Source organism: Aeromonas mytilicola subsp. aquatica (assembly GCF_044336385.1).
Taxonomy (GTDB): domain Bacteria; phylum Pseudomonadota; class Gammaproteobacteria; order Enterobacterales; family Aeromonadaceae; genus Aeromonas; species Aeromonas rivipollensis.
Genome location: NZ_CP172298.1, coordinates 125,001 through 146,430 on the forward strand (window position 1 = coordinate 125,001; position 21,430 = coordinate 146,430).

At 61.7% G+C, this 21,430-nt stretch carries 19 protein-coding genes, 1 tRNA gene, 3 rRNA genes and 1 pseudogene (1 of these 24 running past the window's edge); 19 read left to right on the forward strand and 5 right to left on the reverse strand.

Translation table 11 applies throughout. The features are described from left to right. The 16 genes from ACFWHB_RS00575 to ACFWHB_RS00650 all read left to right on the forward strand — a co-directional run. Window positions 1-1,067 (forward strand): 23S ribosomal RNA (locus tag ACFWHB_RS00575) (it extends 1,823 nt beyond the left edge of the window). Window positions 1,068-1,192: 125 nt separating this feature from the next. After that, window positions 1,193-1,307, forward strand: a 5S ribosomal RNA gene (rrf, locus tag ACFWHB_RS00580). A gap of 106 nt (window positions 1,308-1,413) precedes the next feature. Further along, window positions 1,414-1,489: transfer RNA gene (locus ACFWHB_RS00585), tRNA-Thr, on the forward strand. A gap of 22 nt (window positions 1,490-1,511) precedes the next feature. Further along, a 5S ribosomal RNA gene (gene rrf, locus ACFWHB_RS00590) occupies window positions 1,512-1,626 on the forward strand. A gap of 155 nt (window positions 1,627-1,781) precedes the next feature. Continuing rightward, window positions 1,782-2,747: a transcriptional regulator EbgR gene (gene ebgR, locus ACFWHB_RS00595; protein ID WP_111913241.1), complete on the forward strand. Its 966-nt coding sequence runs from the start codon at window positions 1,782-1,784 to the stop codon at window positions 2,745-2,747. Window positions 2,748-3,064: 317 nt separating this feature from the next. Continuing rightward, window positions 3,065-6,133 carry a beta-galactosidase subunit alpha gene (ebgA, locus tag ACFWHB_RS00600; RefSeq protein WP_395949266.1) on the forward strand — a complete coding sequence of 1,023 codons (3,069 nt, stop codon included), beginning with the start codon at window positions 3,065-3,067 and terminating at the stop codon, window positions 6,131-6,133. After that, complete coding sequence (locus tag ACFWHB_RS00605) at window positions 6,130-6,585, forward strand: beta-galactosidase subunit beta (RefSeq protein WP_395949268.1); 456 nt, start codon at window positions 6,130-6,132, stop codon at window positions 6,583-6,585. Before ebgA ends, ACFWHB_RS00605 begins: the two co-directional genes overlap by 4 nt. Window positions 6,586-6,688: 103 nt before the next feature. Next, on the forward strand, window positions 6,689-8,134 hold the full coding sequence (locus tag ACFWHB_RS00610) for an amino acid permease (RefSeq protein ID WP_395949269.1): 1,446 nt from the start codon (window positions 6,689-6,691) through the stop codon (window positions 8,132-8,134). Between the two features lie 95 nt (window positions 8,135-8,229). Continuing rightward, window positions 8,230-8,568 carry a tRNA-binding protein gene (locus ACFWHB_RS00615; protein WP_395949271.1) on the forward strand — a complete coding sequence of 113 codons (339 nt, stop codon included), beginning with the start codon at window positions 8,230-8,232 and terminating at the stop codon, window positions 8,566-8,568. Window positions 8,569-8,735: 167 nt separating this feature from the next. Further along, complete coding sequence (locus ACFWHB_RS00620; RefSeq protein WP_111913251.1) at window positions 8,736-10,178, forward strand: amino acid permease; 1,443 nt, start codon at window positions 8,736-8,738, stop codon at window positions 10,176-10,178. Between the two features lie 269 nt (window positions 10,179-10,447). Next, on the forward strand, window positions 10,448-11,398 hold the full coding sequence (locus tag ACFWHB_RS00625) for a bile acid:sodium symporter (RefSeq protein ID WP_163156344.1): 951 nt from the start codon (window positions 10,448-10,450) through the stop codon (window positions 11,396-11,398). A gap of 202 nt (window positions 11,399-11,600) precedes the next feature. After that, window positions 11,601-11,789, forward strand: coding sequence for a hypothetical protein (locus ACFWHB_RS00630; RefSeq protein WP_204787255.1), 189 nt, complete (start codon window positions 11,601-11,603; stop codon window positions 11,787-11,789). Next, window positions 11,786-12,235, forward strand: coding sequence for a DMT family transporter (locus ACFWHB_RS00635; RefSeq protein WP_139744689.1), 450 nt, complete (start codon window positions 11,786-11,788; stop codon window positions 12,233-12,235). The genes ACFWHB_RS00630 and ACFWHB_RS00635 overlap by 4 nt, the downstream gene beginning before the upstream one ends. Next, entirely contained in the window at window positions 12,226-12,684 is a 459-nt protein-coding gene (locus tag ACFWHB_RS00640) for a DMT family transporter (RefSeq protein WP_139744688.1), read from the forward strand. Before ACFWHB_RS00635 ends, ACFWHB_RS00640 begins: the two co-directional genes overlap by 10 nt. Then, a complete protein-coding gene (locus ACFWHB_RS00645) occupies window positions 12,677-13,006 on the forward strand; it encodes a hypothetical protein (RefSeq protein ID WP_139744687.1) in 330 nt (109 codons plus the stop codon). The genes ACFWHB_RS00640 and ACFWHB_RS00645 overlap by 8 nt, the downstream gene beginning before the upstream one ends. Before the next feature lie 68 nt (window positions 13,007-13,074). Further along, entirely contained in the window at window positions 13,075-13,221 is a 147-nt protein-coding gene (locus tag ACFWHB_RS00650) for a hypothetical protein (protein ID WP_395949272.1), read from the forward strand. A 2-nt stretch (window positions 13,222-13,223) separates the two neighbouring features. On the opposite strand, the gene ACFWHB_RS00655 is transcribed toward ACFWHB_RS00650, so the two are convergent. Then, entirely contained in the window at window positions 13,224-14,147 is a 924-nt protein-coding gene (locus tag ACFWHB_RS00655; RefSeq protein WP_139744686.1) for a LysR family transcriptional regulator, read from the reverse strand. A gap of 174 nt (window positions 14,148-14,321) precedes the next feature. Here ACFWHB_RS00655 and ACFWHB_RS00660 point away from each other — a divergent pair. Then, a pseudogene (locus ACFWHB_RS00660) lies at window positions 14,322-14,429 on the forward strand (bile acid:sodium symporter); the annotation flags it as partial. A 57-nt stretch (window positions 14,430-14,486) separates the two neighbouring features. On the opposite strand, the gene ovoA reads toward ACFWHB_RS00660, so the two are convergent. After that, complete coding sequence (gene ovoA / locus ACFWHB_RS00665; protein ID WP_395949273.1) at window positions 14,487-16,637, reverse strand: 5-histidylcysteine sulfoxide synthase; 2,151 nt, start codon at window positions 16,635-16,637, stop codon at window positions 14,487-14,489. A 334-nt stretch (window positions 16,638-16,971) separates the two neighbouring features. Between ovoA and ACFWHB_RS00670 the strand changes: the two genes are divergently transcribed. Then, entirely contained in the window at window positions 16,972-17,694 is a 723-nt protein-coding gene (locus ACFWHB_RS00670) for a head GIN domain-containing protein (protein WP_262113209.1), read from the forward strand. Window positions 17,695-17,770: 76 nt separating this feature from the next. On the opposite strand, the gene ACFWHB_RS00675 is transcribed toward ACFWHB_RS00670, so the two are convergent. From ACFWHB_RS00675 to ACFWHB_RS00685, 3 genes are all read right to left on the reverse strand, one after another. Then, window positions 17,771-18,277, reverse strand: coding sequence for a DinB family protein (locus tag ACFWHB_RS00675; RefSeq protein ID WP_303810328.1), 507 nt, complete (start codon window positions 18,275-18,277; stop codon window positions 17,771-17,773). A gap of 79 nt (window positions 18,278-18,356) precedes the next feature. After that, on the reverse strand, window positions 18,357-19,211 hold the full coding sequence (gene fghA, locus ACFWHB_RS00680) for an S-formylglutathione hydrolase (protein WP_395949274.1): 855 nt from the start codon (window positions 19,209-19,211) through the stop codon (window positions 18,357-18,359). Window positions 19,212-19,263: 52 nt separating this feature from the next. Continuing rightward, on the reverse strand, window positions 19,264-20,391 hold the full coding sequence (locus tag ACFWHB_RS00685) for an S-(hydroxymethyl)glutathione dehydrogenase/class III alcohol dehydrogenase (RefSeq protein WP_395949275.1): 1,128 nt from the start codon (window positions 20,389-20,391) through the stop codon (window positions 19,264-19,266). A gap of 119 nt (window positions 20,392-20,510) precedes the next feature. On the opposite strand from ACFWHB_RS00685, the gene ACFWHB_RS00690 reads away from it, so the two are divergent. Then, on the forward strand, window positions 20,511-21,416 hold the full coding sequence (locus tag ACFWHB_RS00690) for a LysR substrate-binding domain-containing protein (protein ID WP_025325293.1): 906 nt from the start codon (window positions 20,511-20,513) through the stop codon (window positions 21,414-21,416). The last annotated feature ends 14 nt before the right edge of the window (window positions 21,417-21,430 follow it).

Genomic DNA, 21,430 nt, shown 5'->3' on the forward strand with positions numbered 1-21,430 from the left:
GGTGCCGGAAGGTTAATTGATGGGGTTAGCGCAAGCGAAGCTCTTGATCGAAGCCCCGGTAAACGGCGGCCGTAACTATAACGGTCCTAAGGTAGCGAAATTCCTTGTCGGGTAAGTTCCGACCTGCACGAATGGTGTAACCATGGCCATGCTGTCTCCACCCGAGACTCAGTGAAATCGAATTCGCCGTGAAGATGCGGTGTACCCGCGGCTAGACGGAAAGACCCCGTGAACCTTTACTACAGCTTGGCACTGAACATTGAACCTACATGTGTAGGATAGGTGGGAGGCTTTGAAGGCGTGACGCCAGTTGCGCTGGAGCCGTCCTTGAAATACCACCCTTGTATGTTTGATGTTCTAACGCAGGGCCCTGAATCGGGCTCGCGGACAGTGCCTGGTGGGTAGTTTGACTGGGGCGGTCTCCTCCCAAAGAGTAACGGAGGAGCACGAAGGTTGGCTAATCCTGGTCGGACATCAGGAGGTTAGTGCAATGGCATAAGCCAGCTTAACTGCGAGACGGACAGGTCGAGCAGGTACGAAAGTAGGTCATAGTGATCCGGTGGTTCTGAATGGAAGGGCCATCGCTCAACGGATAAAAGGTACTCCGGGGATAACAGGCTGATACCGCCCAAGAGTTCATATCGACGGCGGTGTTTGGCACCTCGATGTCGGCTCATCACATCCTGGGGCTGAAGTCGGTCCCAAGGGTATGGCTGTTCGCCATTTAAAGTGGTACGCGAGCTGGGTTCAGAACGTCGTGAGACAGTTCGGTCCCTATCTGCCGTGGGCGTTGGATGATTGAAGGGAGTTGCTCCTAGTACGAGAGGACCGGAGTGAACGAACCTCTGGTGTTCGGGTTGTCACGCCAGTGGCACTGCCCGGTAGCTAAGTTCGGAATCGATAACCGCTGAAAGCATCTAAGCGGGAAGCGAGCCCTGAGATGAGTCATCCCTGACCCCTTGAGGGTCCTAAAGGGCCGTTGGAGACCACAACGTTGATAGGTGGGGTGTGTAAGCGCGGCGACGTGTTGAGCTAACCCATACTAATTACCCGTGAGGCTTAACCATACAACACCCAAGAAGTGTTCTAAGGCTTGTAGCAAATAGAACGAACTACTCAAATTCAGTGATAGCGACCAGCCAATAAGGCCAAGTCGTTATTCACGTCAGCTTTCCGAGATTGAAGTTTTTTGCCTGGCGGCCATAGCGCCGTGGAACCACCTGATCCCATGCCGAACTCAGAAGTGAAACGCGGTAGCGCCGATGGTAGTGTGGCATTCGCCATGCGAGAGTAGGACACTGCCAGGCTTCAATTAAGCAATCACAGCGATGTGGTTGGTCGCGATACGACGTAAGGTTGTGTTGGACAGAAGATTTAGATAGCGCACACAGTGCGGTCTTTACCGGTTAGTGTGCTGATATGGCTCAGTTGGTAGAGCGCATCCTTGGTAAGGATGAGGTCCCCAGTTCGACTCTGGGTATCAGCACCATTATTAAGTAATACAGCTTTTGCCTGACGGCAATAGCGCCGTGGAACCACCTGATCCCATGCCGAACTCAGAAGTGAAACGCGGTAGCGCCGATGGTAGTGTGGCATTCGCCATGCGAGAGTAGGACACTGTCAGGCACCTATTTAGAAGAGGCCTCCCATTCGGGAGGCCTTTTTGCTTTGGGATTTTTTCGATCCAGGTTGGCTTCTTTTAGTAAAAATGCTGGGCTGTCAGCGGCTTGCCCGTTACTCTTGGTCAGGTATTGTCGGGAGTCATCGCCAGAGGAGTATGCATGGCCACGTTGAAGGAAATTGCACAGGAGGCGGGGGTGTCCCAGGCCACTGTGTCGCGGGTGCTCAATGAAGATCCGACGCTGAGCGTCAAGGAAGAAACCAGACAGAAGATCTTCGAGATTGCCGAGCGGCTGGAGTACAAGACCAGCAGCGCCCGCAAAGGGGTGCACAAGAGCAAGCTGCACTTTCTGGCGGTCTATGCCTACCCGCAGAGCACCGAGGTCAACGACCCCTACTATCTCGCCATTCGCTACGGCATCGAGACCCAGTGCGCCCGCTTCAACATAGAGCTGACCCATTTCTACAACGGCGCCGAGGGGCGTGAGCTCTCCGCCGTCGACGGCATCCTGGTTATCGGCCATCTGCCCGAGGAGCGGCTGGCTGCGCTACATTCTCTCTCTGCCCAGCTGGTGTTCGTGGATTGCCGCTCCCAGGGGGAATTTGACTCCGTGGACGTGGATTTGGCGCTCATAAGCCAGCAGGTGGTGGACTTCTTCATCGCCCAGGGGCATGGCCGCATCGGCTATATAGGGGGTCAGGATGAGGCGCCGGATCTGCGGGAGCTGGCCTTCCTCGACTATGGCCAGCGACTGGGAGTGGTACAGGAGCACGACCTCTATCGCGGTGACTTCTCCAGCGCCTCCGGCTACCGACTGGCGAAAGAGATGCTGGCGGGGGACTGGCCCAAGGCGCTGTTCGTCGCCTCAGACTCCATCGCCATTGGCGTGCTGAGAGCCATCCACGAGAAGGGATTGGCCATTCCCCAGCAGATCGAGCTCATCAGCGTCAACGACATCCCGACCGCCAAGTTCACCTTCCCGCCGCTCTCCACGGTGCGGATCCACTCCGAATTGATGGGCTCCCAGGGAGTCAATCTGCTGGTCGAACGGCTGCGGGATGAGCGGGAAGTGCCGCTGCGGGTGCTGGTTCCCAGCCGCCTGACCCTGCGTGGTACTACGCGATAATTTTAGTAAAAAAAGATGTTCTGTAGTCGCGCCACTCCAGGTGGCGCGCCCCTCTATTTACCTTCCCGTGCTTCACCCTGTCCCCGTTATTCCATATAACATTGTTATATATAGGTAATTGCTTCACTCATTCCCGCTTCGTCAACATTCATGCCATCCAGGCAGCTCTCTCTCCCTTTATCTTCTGCTTCTGATCTCGCTCACAAATCCAGCCATCTTGTGTGATGGGGTTAAAACTTTACCGATCATTCGCTGATATTTAGTAAATGTTTATCTAAAGTTTACCCAGTCAAAGTTGTCTTGTTCCGGGAGGACATGTGAATAACTGGGAAAACGTCCAATTCGTTGGTGAAAACAGGCTGGCTCCGCGCGCCTACTTCTTCTCTTATGCCGATCACGGGCTGGCAGCCACCATGCAGCGCGAGCTGAGCCGCCGTTTTCTGAGCCTTAGCGGTCAGTGGCAGTTCCACTACTACGAGCATCCGTTGCTGGTGCCGGAAGACTTCTATCACAGCCCCATGAACGAGTGGGGCCAGATCACCGTGCCTAACATGTGGCAGATGGAAGGGCATGGCAACCTGCAGTACACAGACGAGGGCTTCCCCTTCCCCATAGACGTGCCCTTCGTGCCGAGCAACAACCCCACCGGCGCCTATCAGCGCAGCTTCGTGCTGAGCCCGGCCTGGGATGGCGAGCAGGTGATCATCAAGTTCGATGGTGTGGAGACCTACTTCGAGGTCTATGTGAATGGCCACTATGTCGGCTTCAGCAAGGGGAGCCGCCTCACCGCCGAGTTCGACATCAGCGCCTATGCCAACACCGGTGAAAACCTGCTGTCGGTGCGGGTGATGCAGTGGGCTGACTCCACTTACATTGAAGATCAGGACATGTGGTGGATGGCGGGGATCTTCCGCGACGTCTATCTGGTGGGCAAACCGGCCGCCCATGTGCAGGACTTCTTCATCCGCACCGCGCTGGCCGACGACAGCGCCACCCTGAGCTGCGATATCCAGCTGGAAAATCTGGGGGCGCCTGCTCGTGATCACCGTCTGGTCTGGTCCCTGCTGGATCAGGGCAGCGAGATCGCCAGCGGTTCGCTCGACAATCTCGCCATCGATGGCAAGTGTGATTGCCGCTTCACGCTGGATCTGGCCAAGCCCCATCTCTGGAGCGCCGAAGATCCTTACCTCTATCAGCTGCAACTCTCCCTCTACAACGGTCAGGGCGAGCTGCTGGAAGTGATCCCGCAGCGGGTCGGGGTGCGTGACATCAAGGTCAAGGATGGCCTCTTCTATGTCAACGGCCACTACCTCAAGCTGCACGGGGTGAACCGCCACGACAACGACCATCTCAAGAGCCGCGCGGTCGGCATGGATCGGGTCGAGCGCGACATAGTGCTGATGAAGCAGCACAACCTCAACTCGGTGCGCACCGCCCACTACCCGAACGACCCGCGCTTCTACGAGCTGTGCGACCAGTACGGTCTGTTCGTGATGGCGGAGACGGACGTGGAGACCCACGGTTTCGCCAACGTCGGCGATCTCAGCCGTATCACCGACGATCCCTTCTGGGAGCCGGTGTTCGTGGACAGGATCGAGCGCCATGTGCACGCCCAGAAGAACCACCCCTCCATCATCATCTGGTCGCTCGGCAACGAGTCCGGCTACGGCTGCAACATCAGATCCATGTACCAGCGCTGCAAGGCGATCGACCCGACCCGGCTGGTGCACTACGAAGAGGATCGCGATGCCGAGGTGGTGGATGTGGTGAGCACCATGTATTCGCGCGTCTCCCAGATGAACTGCTTCGGCGAGTTCCCGATGGACAAGCCGCGCATTATCTGCGAATACGCCCACGCCATGGGCAACGGCCCGGGTGGCCTGAGCGAATATCAGCAGGTGTTCGACCGTCATCCCCACATTCAGGGTCACTACATCTGGGAGTGGTGCGATCACGGCATCCTGGATCAGGACGAGCAGGGCCGCGCCGTCTACAAGTACGGCGGCGACTACGGCGACTACCCCAACAACTACAACTTCTGCATGGATGGCCTCATCTATCCGGATCAGACCCCGGGGCCTGGCCTGCGCGAATACAAGCAGGTGATCTGCCCGGTCAAGGTGCGGGCGCTGGATCTGGCGAGCGGTCGGCTTGAGCTGGAAAACCGCTACTGGTTCTCCAATCTCGACGACATCCGCCTGCTGGTCGAGGTGAAGGCAGAGGGCGAACTGCTGGCCAGCCAGCAGCTCCGGCTGGAAGGGGTGGCTCCCGGTGCTACCACAGAGCTGCAACTCGAATTGCCGCAACTGGATGGGCGGGAAACCTTCGTCCAGCTGCGGGTCATCAAGGCCACCGCCACCCGTTACAGCGCGGCAGAGCACGAGCTGGGCCAGTACCAGTTCCAGCTGAAAGAGTCGACTCGCCAGTTGCAGCTCTTTGCCAATCCCAACGCCACTGCGTTGCAGATTGCCGATGAGCGGCTCGCGCTGACCTTGAGCGGCAGCGGCTTCGCCCTGCGCTTCTCGCGCCTCGACGGCAAGCTGGTGAGCTGGCAGCAGGACGGCATCGAGCTGATTGAGCGAGCGCCGCGCCTCACCTTCTTCAAGCCGATGATCGACAACCACAAGCAGGAGTACGAGAGCCTTTGGCACCCGAACCACCTGCAGATCATGCAGGAGCACTTCCGCACTCTGAGCTGGCGTCAGCTGGGCGAGGCGGTCGAGGTGACGGTGGAGAGCCTGATCGCGCCACCGGTGTTCGACTTCGGCATGCGCTGTCGCTACGTCTACACCCTGAGCCCGAACGGCCAGCTGCATGTGGCCCTCTCCGGTCAGCCCTACGGCGGCTATGACGACATCATCCCCAAGATCGGCTTCGAGCTGGGCATTCGTCAGGACCTCGATCGGGTGCACTACCTTGGCATGGGCCCGGGTGAGAACTACCAGGACAGCCGCCAGAGCAACTGGATCGACTGCTTCCAGAGCACTGTGAGCGAGATGTGGGAGCACTACCCCTTCCCGCAGGACAACGGCAACCGCCAGCAGGTGCGCTGGGCAACCCTGACCAACCGTCACGGCGCCGGTCTCTACGTGCGGCCGGATGCCCCCATCAACCTGAGCGTCTGGCCCTACAGCTGGGAGCATATCCACGCCGCCCAGCACATCAACGAGCTGGAACCGAGTGGCTATCTCACCCTCAATCTGGATCACAAGGTGCTGGGGCTGGGCTCCAACTCCTGGGGCTCAGAGGTGCTGGACTCCTGGCGGGTGCGCTTCGAGCCCTTCAGCTTCGGCCTGACCCTGCTGCCCATCGCCCGCGGCAACCTCAATCCGGCTGCCCTGGCCGGGATCGATCTCAGCATCAACGGCGGGAGGAACCTCGCATGATCACCTTAGGCAACCTGACCCTGTTCAAAAACATCTACCGGGAGGGCAAGAAGTGGGGCCGCTGCGTGGAGGCCATCAACAACCTGCCAAACCTCAAGCCCGGCATCTGCCACTCCATAGGTGACTCCCTCACCTACCGCTTGCAGGAGGGGGCCAGCCCGGCCACCTCGTTGTTCGAGGGGCAGCGCCGCTACTTCGACGTCCACTACTACCTGGAAGGGGAAGAGACGGTGGAGTGGGCTGCCAAGCCGGATCTGCGGGTCGAGCAGGCCTATGACGACACCACCGACCGCGAGTGGTTGGCCGGCGAGGTGCGTGAGCGCCAGAAAGTCGGCAAGGGTCAGGTGGTGATCTTCGAGAACGACGAGGCTTACCGCTTCGTCGGCGATGCGCCGGTGCGCAAGCTGATCATCAAGGTCACGGTCGAAGGCGGCTACTTCAAAAACAAATAACAAGCCGCTGTTTTTGCACTGATAAAAGCCGGAAGTGCGGGGCCACCCTACAACTCATGCCCCGCCTTTTGGCAGACAATAACTACAGGTCTGGAGATGCACCATGTCCGATTCCAAGCGGAATACGATAGGCAAGTTCGGTCTGCTGTCGCTCACCTTCGCGGCGGTATTCAGCTTCAACAACGTCATCAACAACAACATCGAGATCGGTCTGGCGTCGGCCCCCATGTTCTTTCTGGCCACCATTTTTTACTTCATTCCGTTCTGTCTGATCATCGCGGAATTCGTGTCACTGAACAAGAACTCCGAAGCGGGCGTCTATGCCTGGGTGAAGAGCTCCCTCGGCGGTCGCTGGGCCTTTATCTCCGCCTACACCTACTGGTTCGTGAACCTCTTCTTCTTCACCTCGCTGTTGCCGCGGGTGATTGCCTACGCCTCCTATGCCTTTTTGGGCTACGAATACATTTTCACCCCGCTGGCGACCACTTTCTTAAGCATGGTGCTGTTCGCCTTTGCGACTTACGTCTCCACCAATGGCGCCAAGATGCTGGGCCCCATCACCTCGGTGACCTCGTCCCTGATGCTGCTGCTAACCCTCTCCTACATCTTGTTGGCGGGCGCGGCCCTGCTCGGCGGCGTACAACCGGCCGACCCCATCACGGTAGAGGCCATGATCCCGGACTTCAGCTGGGCTTTCCTCGGCATCACCACCTGGATCTTCATGGCAGCCGGTGGCGCCGAGTCGGTGGCTGTCTACGTCAATGACGTGAAAGGGGGCTCCAAATCTTTCGTCAAGGTGATCATCATCGCCGGGCTCTTTATCGGGGTGCTCTACTCCATAGCGTCGCTTTTGATCAACGTCTTCGTGCCCGGCGACACCCTGAAATACACCGGCGGCTCGGTGCAGGTATTCGAGGGGCTGGCGGCTTACTTCGGCTTGCCGGAGATCCTGATGAACCGCTTCGTCGGGCTGGTCTCCTTCACCGCCATGTTCGGCTCCCTGCTGATGTGGACCGCGACCCCGGTGAAGATCTTCTTCTCCGAGATCCCGGCCGGCATCTTCGGCAAGAAGACGGTCGAGCTGAACGAGAACGGCGTGCCCGCCCGGGCTGCCTGGATCCAGTACCTCATAGTGCTGCCCCTGATGCTGATCCCGACTTTGGGCTCCAACACGGCGCAGGATCTGATGAACACCGTCATCAACATGACGGCCGCCGCCTCCATGCTGCCGCCGCTGTTCATCATGCTGGCCTACCTCAATCTGCGCCTGAAGCTGGATCACCTGCCGCGGGATTTCAAGATGGGCTCGCGCACCACAGGCATCGCCGTGGTCTCTGTGCTGATCGCCATCTTCTCGGTGGGCTTCCTCGCCTCCACCTTCCCGACCGGCGCCGACATCATGACCATCGTCTTCTACAACGTCGGCGGCATAGTGATTTTCCTCGGCTTCGCCTGGTGGAAATACAACAGATACGAGGCCTCCCTGAGTGCCGAAGCGCGCGCGAAAGAGGCCCTGCCGGCGGCGCAGGTCTCCATCCAGGCCTCCTGATCCCCAACGCATGGGGCCCGAGTGGCCAAGAGAGTGAAAGCGGGTGGCGGCAGCCACCCGCGACAGGTTGAACCACAGAACAGAAGGAGCATGGAATGAGCGAGACGATCGAGTTTGCCGAATTCAAACGGGTCGAGATGAAGGTGGGCAAGGTGCTGGAGGTGGTGCGCCACCTCGGGGCCGACAAACTCTATATCGTCCAGATCGACGTGGGCGGCGAGCGGCCGCTGCAGACCGTCACCAGCCTGGTGCCCCATTACGGCGAAGAGGAGCTGCTGGGCAGCGAGGTGGTGGTGCTGACCAACCTCAAGCCCACCAGGATGCGCGGCGAGCGTTCCGAGTGCATGTTGCTCTGCGCCGAGACCCCGGACGAGAGCCAGAGCGTGCTGTTGCAGCCTCGCGTGCCGATGGCGCCGGGCACCCCCATCGTCTGAACCAACGATTGAGCGCCGGTGCCACAGGGCGGCACCGGTTTGCCAACGAGACCGCCCTGGCGGTCCGATCATAACAAGAGAGTAAATGGCGGGGCCGACAGACCCTTGCCGAACACATTCAGAGTCACAGCGTTACCCGCAGGGAGCGCGAGTCCATTGGAGGACATATGTCTGATTCAGTACGCGGCACCATAGGCAAGTTTGCCCTGTTGTCGATGACCTTTGCCGCCGTGTTCAACGTGCGCAATATCGTCAACAACAACATAGAGCTGGGGCTCAGCTCGGCCCCCATCTTCCTGCTGGCCACCCTGGTCTACTTCATCCCCTTCGTCTTCATCATCGCCGAGTTCGTCTCGGCCAATAAAGACTCCGAGTCGGGGATGTACGACTGGCTCAAGAAACCCCTCGGCACCCGTATGGCCTACCTCGGCTCCTTCCTCTACTGGTTCGTGAACCTGTTCTGGTTCGTCTCCCTGCTGCCGAACGTCATCGCCTACGCCTCCTACGCCATGCTGGGGTATGAGTACAGCTTCTCGCCGACCGTCACCTCGATCATCTCCATAGCGCTGTTTGCGGCGGCGACCCATATCTCCACCAAGGGGGCGAGCTGGCTCGGCAAGATTGCCGAACTGGTGGCCTACGGCGTCTTCGCCCTGTTCGCCATCTATGTGCTGGGCGCCCTGATGGCCCTCGGCGGCGACCATGTGGCGGCCCAGCCCATCACCCTGGAAGCCATGACCCCGACAGTCAACTGGGCGACCCTCGGCATCATGTGCTGGATCTTCCAGGCGGCGGGCGGAGCCGAGACGGCGGCGGCCTACCTCAATGACGTGAAAGGCGGCCAGAAGTCCTTCATCAAGGTGATCATCATCGCCGGTGTGGTCATAGGTGCCATGTATGCGCTGGGCTCCCTGCTGGTGAACGTCTTCGTGCCGCGCGAGAGCCTCACCTACGCCGGCGGCATGGTGGAGATCTTCACCGGCATGGCCCAGTACTTCGGGCTCTCCGAGACGCTGGTCGGCCGCGCGGTCGGGGTGGTGCTCTTCATCGCCATGTTCGGCTCCATGATGATGTGGACCTCGGCGCCGGTGAAGATCCACTTCTCCGAGATCCCCCAGGGGGTCTATGGCGACAAGACCACCCAGCTCAACGAGCACGGGGTGCCGGTGCGCGCCGCCTGGTGGCAGTTTGTGTTCGTGTTCGTGATGCTGGTGGTCAACGGCTTCGGCTCCGAGTCGGTGCAGCAGATGATGAACACCGCCATCAACCTTACCGCCGGCACCGCCATGCTGCCGCCCATCTTCATCATGGTGGCCTACTTCGTGTTCCGCTGGAAACACGACGACACCCCCCGCGAGTTCCGCATGGGATCGCGCACCTTCGGCATGAGCGTGGTCTCTGTGCTGATCGCCATCTTCGTGGTGAGCATGAGTGCCTCCGCCTTCCCGGCCGGGGTGGATCTGGTGCGCGCCTTCTTCATCAACGTCTTCATGACCGCCGTCTTCTCGGCGCTGGCCTACTGGTGGATCTCCCGCTTCGAGAAGCGCCAGGCCCGCAAGCTGGCCGCCGGGGGCAAGGCCGGCGGCGACACCCTGGCCCGGCAGATCTGAGTGCCGATTGTGGTGCAGCGCGGGTGGCCTCTGGCCACCCGTTTTTTTGTCTCCTCGCCTGCCTTGGCCGCCCTGGGTGTTCAGTTTTAAAGCGCTAAAAATCAACTCGTTTAATTTCACTGAATGCTTGGGGCCGTCGCTCAACTTTGCGCCTCCCTGTGTTCGGGGTAAGCTGGGGTTTCGTATCGAGGGTCGCCGTCAGAGGATGGCCCTCCTGTGCCCTGTCGTCCCCCATCCGGTGCGGGACGCGCTTTCCCTGGAGACTCCCCGTGCGTCTGGATCCCTTTACCTCTGTGCTGATTCTGGTGGTGGCCCTGGCCTCCTTCTTCCCCTGCGAGGGCCAGGTGGCCGTCTGGTTCGCGCTGCTGACCAAGCTGGCGGTGGCGCTGCTCTTCTTCATGCATGGCGCCAAGCTGTCGCGCCAGAACCTGCTGGCGGGGCTCGGCCACTGGCGGCTCCACCTGGTGGTGATGGCCAGCACCTTCCTGCTTTTCCCGCTGCTGGGGCTCTTGCTCACCCCGCTGGTGCCCCAGTGGCTGAGCCCGGCCATCTACCTCGGCTTCCTCTATCTGTGCGCCCTGCCCGCGACCGTGCAGTCGGCCATCGCCTTCACCTCCATGGCCGGCGGCAATGTGTCGGCGGCGGTGTGCAGCGCCTCGGCCTCCAGCATACTCGGCATCTTCCTCTCGCCTGTGCTGGTGGGGCTGATGATCAATGTTCAGGGGGAGGGGGTTGACACCTGGCACTCCATCCAGGCCATCATGGTGCAGCTGATGCTGCCCTTCGTGGTGGGCCACCTGTCGCGGCCGCTCATCGGCCGCTGGGTCGACAGCCACCGGCCGCTGATCGGCAAGCTGGATCAGAGCTCCATACTGCTGGTGGTCTATGTGGCCTTCAGCGAGGCCGTGGTGCAGGGGATCTGGCATCAGGTGGGTTGGTATGACTTGGCCAGCATAGTGCTGCTGAGCTGCGTGTTGCTGGCGCTGGTGCTGGCTTGGAACGTCTGGATCAGCCGCCGCCTCGGCTTCGAGCGGGCGGACGAGATCACCATAGTCTTCTGCGGCTCAAAGAAGAGTCTGGCCAATGGGGTGCCCATGGCCAACGTCATGTTCCCCGCCGCCAGCGTCGGGGTCATGGTGCTGCCGCTGATGATCTTCCACCAGATCCAGCTGATGGTGTGCGCCGTGCTGGCCCGCCGCTACCGCGAGCAACAAGACTGACTTTTCCCGATCACCACAACCCCGACTGAAACAGGCCCACAACGGGCCTGTTTTGCTTTTTCCTACATGGTTTTGCTGTCCGTACCATTTGTGCAAATCCTGCATAAGTGATGTTCCGGCCCGCCGGTTTTTCAATAAATCCCGCTCCCTATAATGCACCTCATCCGCTACGGCGAACTTATCAACTACTGAGGCGTCACTGATGACTACACCATTACCTTTTGCAAATGCCGTGCTGGGCGAACCGACCTGCATGACAGAGGGGCCGACAGCAGGGGAGTCTGGGGTCTATTTTCTTGCACCATGGGGCATGCAGCTGGAGCTGGTCTCCTATCCGCAGGGCAAGGCCTATAGCCGTCAATCCCCCGTCGCCTTGTTTGATCCACGATGAACGCACTCTCTGTTTTGCTGATCGTGATGGCCGGCATGGGCCTCTCCTTCGAAGCGGGCCTGCTGGGACCGCTCGGTGAACAGGTGGGCCATCTGTGGGCCACCCTGAGCATCTTCGGCGTGGGGGCTGCACTGCTCTGGCTGATCCGCTTCTTCACGGTGCGTGGGCCATCCACAGGGTGGCATGGGGTGCCGAAATGGCAGCTGATCGGTGGCCTGCTCGGCCCCGTCTATGTGGTGGCGCTCACCCTATCTACTCCCATGCTGGGGGTGGCGATGACGATGATCTGCGTCCTGCTGGGGCAGGTGACCAAGAGCTTTGCCATCGACTACTTCGGCTGGTTTGGCATGCCGAAACGGGCCACCCGCCCCCTGCGGCTGGTGGCGCTCGGCTGCATCGCGCTGGCGCTGCTGTTTACCTATCTGGGAGCAAACGGATGGTGCTGATTATCGTGTTGGCGATCGTCTCCGGCATGGCGCTCAGCGCCCAGGCGGCGATCAATGGCCAGTTGGGAGCGCGGGTTGGTGTGGTGCAGAGCGCACTGCTCACCTTCACCATGGGCACTGTGGTGACCGCCCTGCTGATCTTCTTCTTTGAGCCGCCCTATCAGGCGACCCTGCTCAGTGTGCCGAAGTGGCAGCTGGCCGGTGCCCTGTTCGGCATTGTCTACATGGTGGTGATGGTCGCGGCCATTCCACGGGTAGGGATGGCCATCGCCACTGTGGCCACCATTCTGGGGCAGATGGTGATGAGTCTGGTGATCGATACCATGGGCTGGCTGGGCAATGCCCCCATCCCCCTCAACTACTGGCGCCTTGCCGCCATGATGGCGGTCGCTGCGGCGCTGCTCTGCATCTATCTGGCGAACCGACAACAGGAACAAGTGAATGAGTGAACAGGCAACAACCCTGATGGTCTTTTTCAATCTCAAACCGGGGACGAACGAGGCGGATTATCTGGCGTGGGCACGGGAAGTCGATCTGCCCACCGTGAACCGGCTCAGCAGCGTCACTTCGTTCGAGGTGTTCAAGGGGCTGAAGATGCTGGGGCAGCAGAGTGCATCGCCGTGGGACTACTTCGAAGTGATCCGCATCGCGTCGGAGACGCAGTTTCTGCAGGAGAGCCAGAGTGCACAGATGCAGCAGGTGATCCGTCAATTCGAAACCTTTGCTACGGATGCCCAATTTATCTGCACCCGGGACATAACCACGCTGTAGCTGGCTCGCCAGTGGCGAGGGGATACCACTCTTGCCACTGGCTGCGCTGCGACAACATAAGAGGCTTTATGAAAAAACCGCTTGGCGAATACCTGCACGTGCTGGCCATCATCTTTCCGCTGACGCTGCTGCTCATCGACAGCGTGATCGTGGCCTGCGCCGCCTTTGTCTTGCTGCCGGCGCTGCACAAGCGGACCGGGAGGCTGTTTGGCTGAGCCTATCTGGCATCCCAGTAGCAGGGAGAGCCGTATTTCCCCGCCAGAAAATCGATCACCACCCTCACCTTGGCGGCGAGCTGGTCGGTCTCCAGATAGAGTGCGCTGATCACCTGCTGCTCCACGCTGGTGGAGACGGTGAACCGGGTCATGATCGGCTTGAGCCGTCCGGTTTTCAGCTCCTCGCCGATGAGCCAGGTGGGGAACACCACAATCCCGGCGCCTGCCACCGCCCCGGCAACCAGGGTATCGGCATTGTTGCTGTAGAGGGTGCCGCTCACCTCATAGGGTTGCAGCTGCTCCTGGCCGATGAACCAGCGCTGCAGGCCATTGCTCCCCTTGAAGACCAGACAGTTGTGCTGTGCCAGATCATCCGGGCTGGCGGGTTCGCCGTGGCGAGTGAGGTAGTCGGGGCTGGCCGCCATCACGTAGTGCTGCTGGCCAAACTGCTTCATCCGCAGTGAGGAGTCCTGCGAGATCCCGATGCGGATCAGCAGGTCGATCGACTCGGCCGCCGGATCGACATAGTGATCCGTCTGCTGCAACTCGACCTTGAGCAGGGGGTAGCGCTCCAGCAACTCGGTCAGATAGGGGGCGATGTGCAGCCGGCCAAAGGCGACCGGGGCGCTGATCCGGATGGTGCCTCTCGGGGTGTCCGCCCGCTGCTCGATCTGGCCGACCACCCGCTCATACTGCTGGAGGATCTCGGCGCACTGTTTGGCAAAGGCGACCCCCTCCTCGGTGAGGGAGATGGAGCGGGTATGGCGGTGCAGCAGTTTGGAGCCCACCTTTTCCTCCAGCTGTGCCATCTTGCGCGAGACGGACGAAGGGGTCATATCCTGCCGACGCGCCACATCTGAAAAGCTGCCAAACCGGGTGGTCATCAGAAACAGCTTTATCTCCAACAACGAAACGTCGTAGTTCACGGGATACCTCCTCCATCGCAATCCTCAAGGGTAATCGGCCGACCTTGACCAGGGCAAGCCGATATCATGCGGGGGCCGCGGCCACTTCTCCGAATGAGTGCGCCATAAAAAAAAGAGGAGCCCTCTCGCCTGCGCGACAAAGGTTCCCGTGGTTCATCTCCCTCTCATTGGCCTATGGTGCTTCCCCTGATGATCTTCCACCAGATCCAGCTGATGGTGTGCGCGGTGCTGGCTCGCCGCTACCGCGAGCAGGAGTCCCTGCCCCAGGTCCAGGAGGGATAAGCCTTTGGGCAAAAAGAGAGGGAGGCCATGGGCCTCCCTCTTTCGTTTGCCGCCCCCTCAGCGTTTGCGCCAGACGGTGAGCTGGGCCACCGTGTGCTGGTGCTTGCGGGCGGTTTCGCGGATGACGAAGGGCACGTCTCGCGGCGGGCACAGCTCCTCGAACTCGGCCGCCAGCAGCCGTTGCAGTGCCTGATGGGTGGAGAGGGCCTCGCCGTTCTCCCGGATGCCGCCGAGCCAGTTCGCCTTGGGGGTGTAGTCGGTCAGCCAGGTGTAGGGGCTGGTGAGCACCAGCAGGCCGCCGCTGCGCAGTCTGGGAGCAATGTCCCGCAGGAAGCGGGCCGGCTCCCGCAGCCGGTCGATCAGGTTGGAGGCGAGCACCAGATCGTAGTGCTCGTACTTGGGCTTGAGGTTGCAGGCATCCCCCTGGCTGAAGTGGACCCGTTCGGCCTGCTCGCGGCCGAGATCATGGCTGGAGAGGCGCGCCTCGCAATACTCCACCAGATCCCCCTCCAGGGGCAGGGCGTAGCGGAAGCTGTCCTGGCTGGCGAGGGCCAGCGCCACGTCGATGAAGCGGGCCGAGTAGTCCACCCCGTCCACGTGCTGGAAGTGGCGGGCCAGCTCGAAGCTGGCGCGGCCGGTGGCGCAGCCGATGTCCAGCGCCCGCTCATGGCGGCTGCACAGCTCGCTGGCGAGGCTGGCCAGGGTCTGGGCGTAGTTGGCCACCCCGAAGTGGGTCGGGCCGTACTGGAAGTCGAGGTATTGCGCCACCAGGGCGTCGGTTTCATAAGGGTTCACTGTGATGGCTTCCTGATAGCGTGAGACCAGATAGCGGAAGCCCGCATGCTGGAAGAAGTGGCGACGGAAGGCGTAGCGGGACGACTTGAGCGCCTCGTTGCCTGTGCTTATCCAGCTGCCGCCCTTGATGAGGCTGTGCTTGCCATCGAAGGTGGGGGTGGAGAAGTCATCGTAGAGCGGGTGCACCTTGAACCCCTCGAAGCCGTCGATGGCGGTGCTGGTCCACTGCCAGACGTTGCCCACCAGATCGAAGAAGTCGCCCTGGGGGCAGGCATCCACCGGACAGGAGGAGGCGAAGCGGGCCAGGTTGATATTGCCGGGGGCTTCCAGCCAGTCCGGCTGATCCCCGGGCACCTGCTCGCGCAGCAGCATCCACTCCCCCTCGCTCGGCAGCTGTATGGGCAGGCCGGTCTGGGCCGCCTTCCAGCGGCAGAAGGCGGCCGCCTCCAGCTGGTTCACCTCGGCGGGCCAATCCCAGGGCAGGGGGACCTGCTCTGTCATCAGCCGCAGTTGCAGTTGCTCGGGCTCGTTGGGGTCGCCGACCCAGAAGCTGGGCATACGCGCCTTGGCATACTGGCACCAGCCCCAGCCCTCGTCGTCCCACCAGGCCCGGGTCTCATAGCCGCCCGCCTGCACGAAGGGGAAGTACTCGGCGTTGCTCACCAGCATGCGGCTGGCCTGGAAGGGGGCCAGCTCTATGTGGCGCTCGCCATATTCGTTGTCCCAGCCGTAGGTGGCGTCCTGCTTGCCGAGGCGCACCCGACCCCCCGCCACCGGCTGCAGGCTGTTGGCGGGCACCTGGTCGCGTCTGTGGCGGGCCTGGGTACAGGCGGGCCAATAGGGCTGCGGCTGCACCCAGGCCAGGGGCAGCTGGCGGATCAGCACGCTGGAGGTCTCCAGGTGGATGCGCTCGTGCTCTATCCCCATCAGGATGACCCAGGCCGGGCTCTGCCAGTCGATGGGCAGTGCGATCGGCATACGCTCGATGAAATCACACACCAGGGCACGCACGCGGCCACGGTAGGCGCGCAGTTCGGCCACCGCAGGCCAGTCGTAGTGGGTCTCGTCCAGATCGTCCCAGCTCATCTCGTCCACGCCGATGGCCACCATGGCCTCGATGCGGGGATCGAGGCGCCGGTCGATGAGGTTGGCCGCCAGCAGCTTGTTGACGAAGAAGGCGGCGGTGTGCCCGTAGTAGAAGATGAGGGGGTGGCGCAGGGGGATCGCCTTGTTGAACCAGGCCCGCTCATCGGCCAGGCAGTCAAACAGGCTGTCGTAGAGATCGAAGGTCTGACAGAAGTAGTCGAGCAGCTCGCGGCGCTTGTGCTCGGGATCGTCGCCGCCGAGCAGCGGAGTGCGGGTCGGGGCTGGCAGGCCCTCTGGGCTGGCGAATGGATGGCTGACTTGGGTCACGCTCTGACTCCTTGTTGGCAGTGACAAATGCTTAGGTGGAGAGCTCTATACGCACAAGGTATCACTATTGGCTCAACAGACCGGGGCGGCAACCAAAAACTGTCGGTACTTGTTGTCATGGCGGCTACTCGCCAGGTAGGTGAATTCCCATTTGGGTATGGCCAATTTCACCACTATATAGTCAGAATGGCGCGTTACAGTCTGATGGCTCTGGTAATTAAAATAATAAAAAAACATAAAAATCATGCAGTTGAGATTATGGCATGAGGATTGCCATCTTGATTCCCGGATGAGTACAGACAGGCCGGACAGGGCCATCAACAAGGAGAGAGAAATGAAGTGGATGCTGGGAGTGATGCTGGCCCTGGGGCTCGGTGGTTGCAGCAAGTTGGATAATACCAAGGTGAGCGGTGACGGCGCCGTCATCGAGCAGCGCCACCCCCTGGGTCAGCAGGTGACCCGGGTGCTGGCCGGGGTGCCCGCCAACATCCATCTGGTGGCGGGGGCGGCGAGCGGTATCCACATCCGGGGGCAGGGGAACCTGCTGCCCTACCTGGAGCTGACCGAGAAGGGCGACAAGCTGGAGATAGAGGTGAAGGAGGGTTACCGGCTCGAGCCCCCCGAGCCCATCGATATCACCATCACCCTGCCCAAGGTGGAAGAGCTGGCGCTGGCGGGTCTGGCTCGCGGCGATCTGAGCGGTTTTTCGGGAGATGAGCTGGTACTGTCGGTGGCCGGCCTGGGGGATATAGTCGCCAGCCAGCTGGCACTGGATCGACTGGAGGGCAATATTGCCGGTGCGGGCAGCCTGGATCTGGGGGAGGGCTCGGCCAGGGAAGTGGAGCTCAATATCGCCGGTGCCGGTGGCGTGTCGGGCGCGCAGTTCAAAGGAGAGGAGGTCGAGGTCAATATCGCCGGCAGTGGCGACGTAGCAGTGAATGCCAGCGAGTTGCTGAAGGTCGGCATCGCCGGCTCCGGCTCGGTCAGCTATCTGGGCAACCCCAGGCTGGAGAGCGAGATCGCAGGGTCCGGCGCCATCTCCCGTGCAGGAAGCTGAGTATCCGGCGCGATTACAGCTAAATAACAGGCCCATGCAGGGCCTGTTTTGTTATCCATGGTCGCGCAGCTTTATCTCACTCGAGAGGCAGCGCGAGGCGCAGATCCGCATTGAGCCGCATCAACAGCCACTGCATGCCGGCGAGGTGCTGGTGGTCGTGGCTGACGAGCAGGCGCACCAGACCGTCCAGGGTCACCTCCCCATAGCCGCCATAGCGGGCGCGCCGCGCCCAGGCACTGGAGGGCAGCGCCTTGAGCCAGTCCACTGTCTGCAGGCGGGCGGTGCGAAAGCGGTCCAGCTGCACAGCGGTATCCTGCAACGGGTACTGGTTGTCTCGCGCCAGCTGATAGCCATCGAGGGAGGCCAGTTCGGGCAGGCTCTCCTCGAGGGTGCGGCGAAAGCGCAGCTGATAGCCCTGGGTCTCTATGTCCAGCAGGTGGCAGAGGTGCCCCCGGGCGCTGAAGCGCTCGGCTGGGGTCCCTGCCCAGTTGGCGGGTTCCCAGTCCAGCTGGTCGGCGGGCACCTGTGCCAGCAGTCGTTCGAACTGGTCCGGCATGGCCAGCAGCGTGGTGAATAGCGTCATCCTTGTCTCCCTGTTCCCTTGTTTATGGCCGCCCGCAGATGAGGGGCGGGCGGCCATGGGGTGCCTGTCTGGCCCCTGGTCAGCCCTGGGCCGGTTCGCCGAGGTGGCTGGCGTGAAAGCGCAGGTGTTCCTCGATGAAGCTCGCCACGAAGTAGTAGCTGTGGTCATAGCCGGCATGGCGATGGAGCGCCAGGGGCCACTCCTTGGCGGTCGCAATCTCGGCCAGGGCGTCTATGCCGAGTTGCTCCGCCAGGAAGGGATCGTCCAGTCCCACGTCTACCCGGGTCGGCAGGGGCTGGCTGTCGTGGTGGCGCAGCAGCTGGCAGCTGTCCCACTCCTGCCACAGCAAGGGATTGTTGCCGAGATAGGCGCCGAGGGCCTTCTGGCCCCAGGGGGCGCGGCTCGGGTGGCTGATGGGGCTGAAGGCCGACACCGAGCGGTAGCGGCCGGGTTCGCGCAACGCGGCGATCAGCGCCCCGTGGCCCCCCATGGAGTGACCGCTGATGGCGCGCCTGGTGGAGACCGGGAAGTGGGTCTCGATGAGCTCGGGCAGCTCCCGGGTGACGTAGTCATACATCTGGTAGTGCGCCCGCCAGGGGTGCTGGGTGGCGTTGACATAGAAGCCAGCCCCCATGCCGAGATCGTAACCGGGATCGTCCGGTACCCCTTCGCCGCGCGGGCTGGTGTCCGGCGCTACCAGGGCGATGCCGAGCTCGGCGGCGATGCGCTGGGCCCCCGCCTTCTGCATGAAGTTCTCGTCGGTGCAGGTGAGGCCGGAGAGCCAGTAGAGCACGGGCACCTTCTGGCCGGTGAGGGCCTGGGGCGGCAGGTAGATGGCGAAGCGCATCTCGCAGCCCTGCACTGTGGAGCTGTGGCGGTACTGCTTGTGCCAGCCACCGAAGCTTTTGTTGCTGCTGATAATGTCCAGATTCATCGAAGGACTCCTCTGCCCCGCCCATTCATCGATGGGCGGGGCTGTGATGGGATCAGTAGTGGATGACGGTGCGGATGCTCTTGCCTTCGTGCATCAGATCGAAGGCCTCGTTGATCTGCTCCAGGGGCATGGTGTGGGTGATGAAGTCGTCCAGCCGGAACTCCCCCTGCATGTAGCGCTGCACATAGCTCGGCAGTTCGCTGCGACCGCGCACCCCGCCGAAGGCGCTGCCGCGCCAGACCCGGCCTGTGACCAGCTGGAAGGGACGGGTGCTGATCTCCTGACCGGCACCGGCCACCCCTATGATGACAGACTCGCCCCAGCCCTTGTGGCAGCATTCGAGCGCCGCGCGCATCACCTTGACGTTGCCGATGCACTCGAAGGAGAAGTCGACGCCGCCATCGGTCATCTCGACGATCACCTCCTGGATGGGCTTGTCGTAATCGTTCGGGTTGATGCAGTCGGTGGCGCCCAGCTTGCGGGCCAGCTCGAACTTGCTCTCGTTGATGTCGATGGCGATGATGCGGCTGGCCTTGGCCAGGCGGGCACCGATCACCGCGGAGAGGCCTATGCCCCCCAGCCCGAAGATGGCGACGCTCTCACCCTCTTTGACCTTGGCTGTGTTCATCACGGCGCCTATGCCGGTGGTGACGCCGCAGCCCAGCAGGCAGACCTCTTCCAGCGGGGCGGCCGGGTCCACCTTGGCGATGGAGATCTCGGGCAGTACAGTGTATTCGCTGAAGGTGGAGGTGCCCATGTAGTGATAGATGGGCTGGCCGTCCTTGGAGAAGCGGGTGGTGCCGTCCGGCATCAGCCCCTTGCCCTGGGTGGCGCGGATCTTCTGGCACAGGTTGGTCTTGCCGGACTTGCAGAACTTGCACTCGCCGCATTCGGGGGTATAAAGCGGGATCACGTGATCACCCACCTTGACGCTGGTGACGCCCTCGCCGACGGACTCGACTATGCCGCCCCCCTCATGGCCCAGGATGCAGGGGAAGACCCCTTCCGGATCTTCGCCAGACAGGGTGAAGGCATCTGTGTGGCAGACGCCGGTGGCGACGATGCGCACCCGCACCTCGCCCGCTTGCGGTGGCATGACCTCCACCTCTTCGATGGAGAGGGGCTGGCCCGGGCCCCAGGCGATGGCGGCCTTGCACTTGATGCTTTGAACCTGTGCCATGAATGATGTCCTCGTGGTTGTGTGGGTGAACTGAAATGGGTTCGGACATTCAGTGTAGTTTCCCGCCGATTTGGTGATAATAAGGCTAAGTATCAAATCACTTTTACACATAGGTAATAATGTTCGGCTGGGAAGGGGTCTGTGAATTTGTCAGCGTGGCGGAGCAGGGGGGCTTTACCCCGGCGGCGCGCAAGCTGGGGGTCTCGGTGGCCCAGGTGAGCCGCCAGGTGGCGCAGCTGGAAGACAGGCTGCAGGCCAAGCTGCTGCTGCGCACCACCCGCCAGGTGCGGCTCACCGAGCTCGGCGAGATCTACTTTCGCCACTGCCGCCAGTTGCTGGACAACCTCTACGAGGCGGAGCTGGCACTGGGGCGCCATCAGGCGGTGCCCCAGGGCACCCTGCGCATTACGGCCCCCGTCTCCTACGGCGAGAGCCGCATAGCCCCCCTGGTGAACGACTTCATGGTGCGCTTCCCCCAGCTGGAGGTGACCCTCAACCTCACCAACCAGTTGCTGGATCTGGTGCACGAGGGGTTCGATCTGGCGATCCGCCTCGGCCACCTCAAGGACTCGACCCTGGTGGCGCGCAAGCTGGCGCAGCGGGTGCCCTATGTGTGTGCCTCCCCCGCCTATACCGCCCGCCACGGCATGCCCAACAGCCTCTCGGAGCTGGCCCGCCACCACTGCCTGGTGGGCAATGGCGACGAGTGGCACTTCACTCTGGATGGTAAACCCCACAGCGTGCGGGTGCGCGGCCTGCTCCACTGCAACAGCGGCCACGCTCTGCTGGACGCGGCGCTCAAGGGGATCGGCATCATCCAGCTGCCGGACTACTACGTGAGCGAGCACCTGGCCCGGGGGGAGCTTATCGAACTGCTGCCGGAGCTGCGGGCGCCGCAGGAGGGGATCTGGGCCCTCTATCCCCACAACCGACATCTCTCCCCCAAGGTGCGGCTGCTGGTGGACTACCTCGCCGAGCGGCTCAGCGATCCCGCCCAGCCAGCGCTGGTGCGCCCCATCGGCTGAAAAAGAGAAGGCCC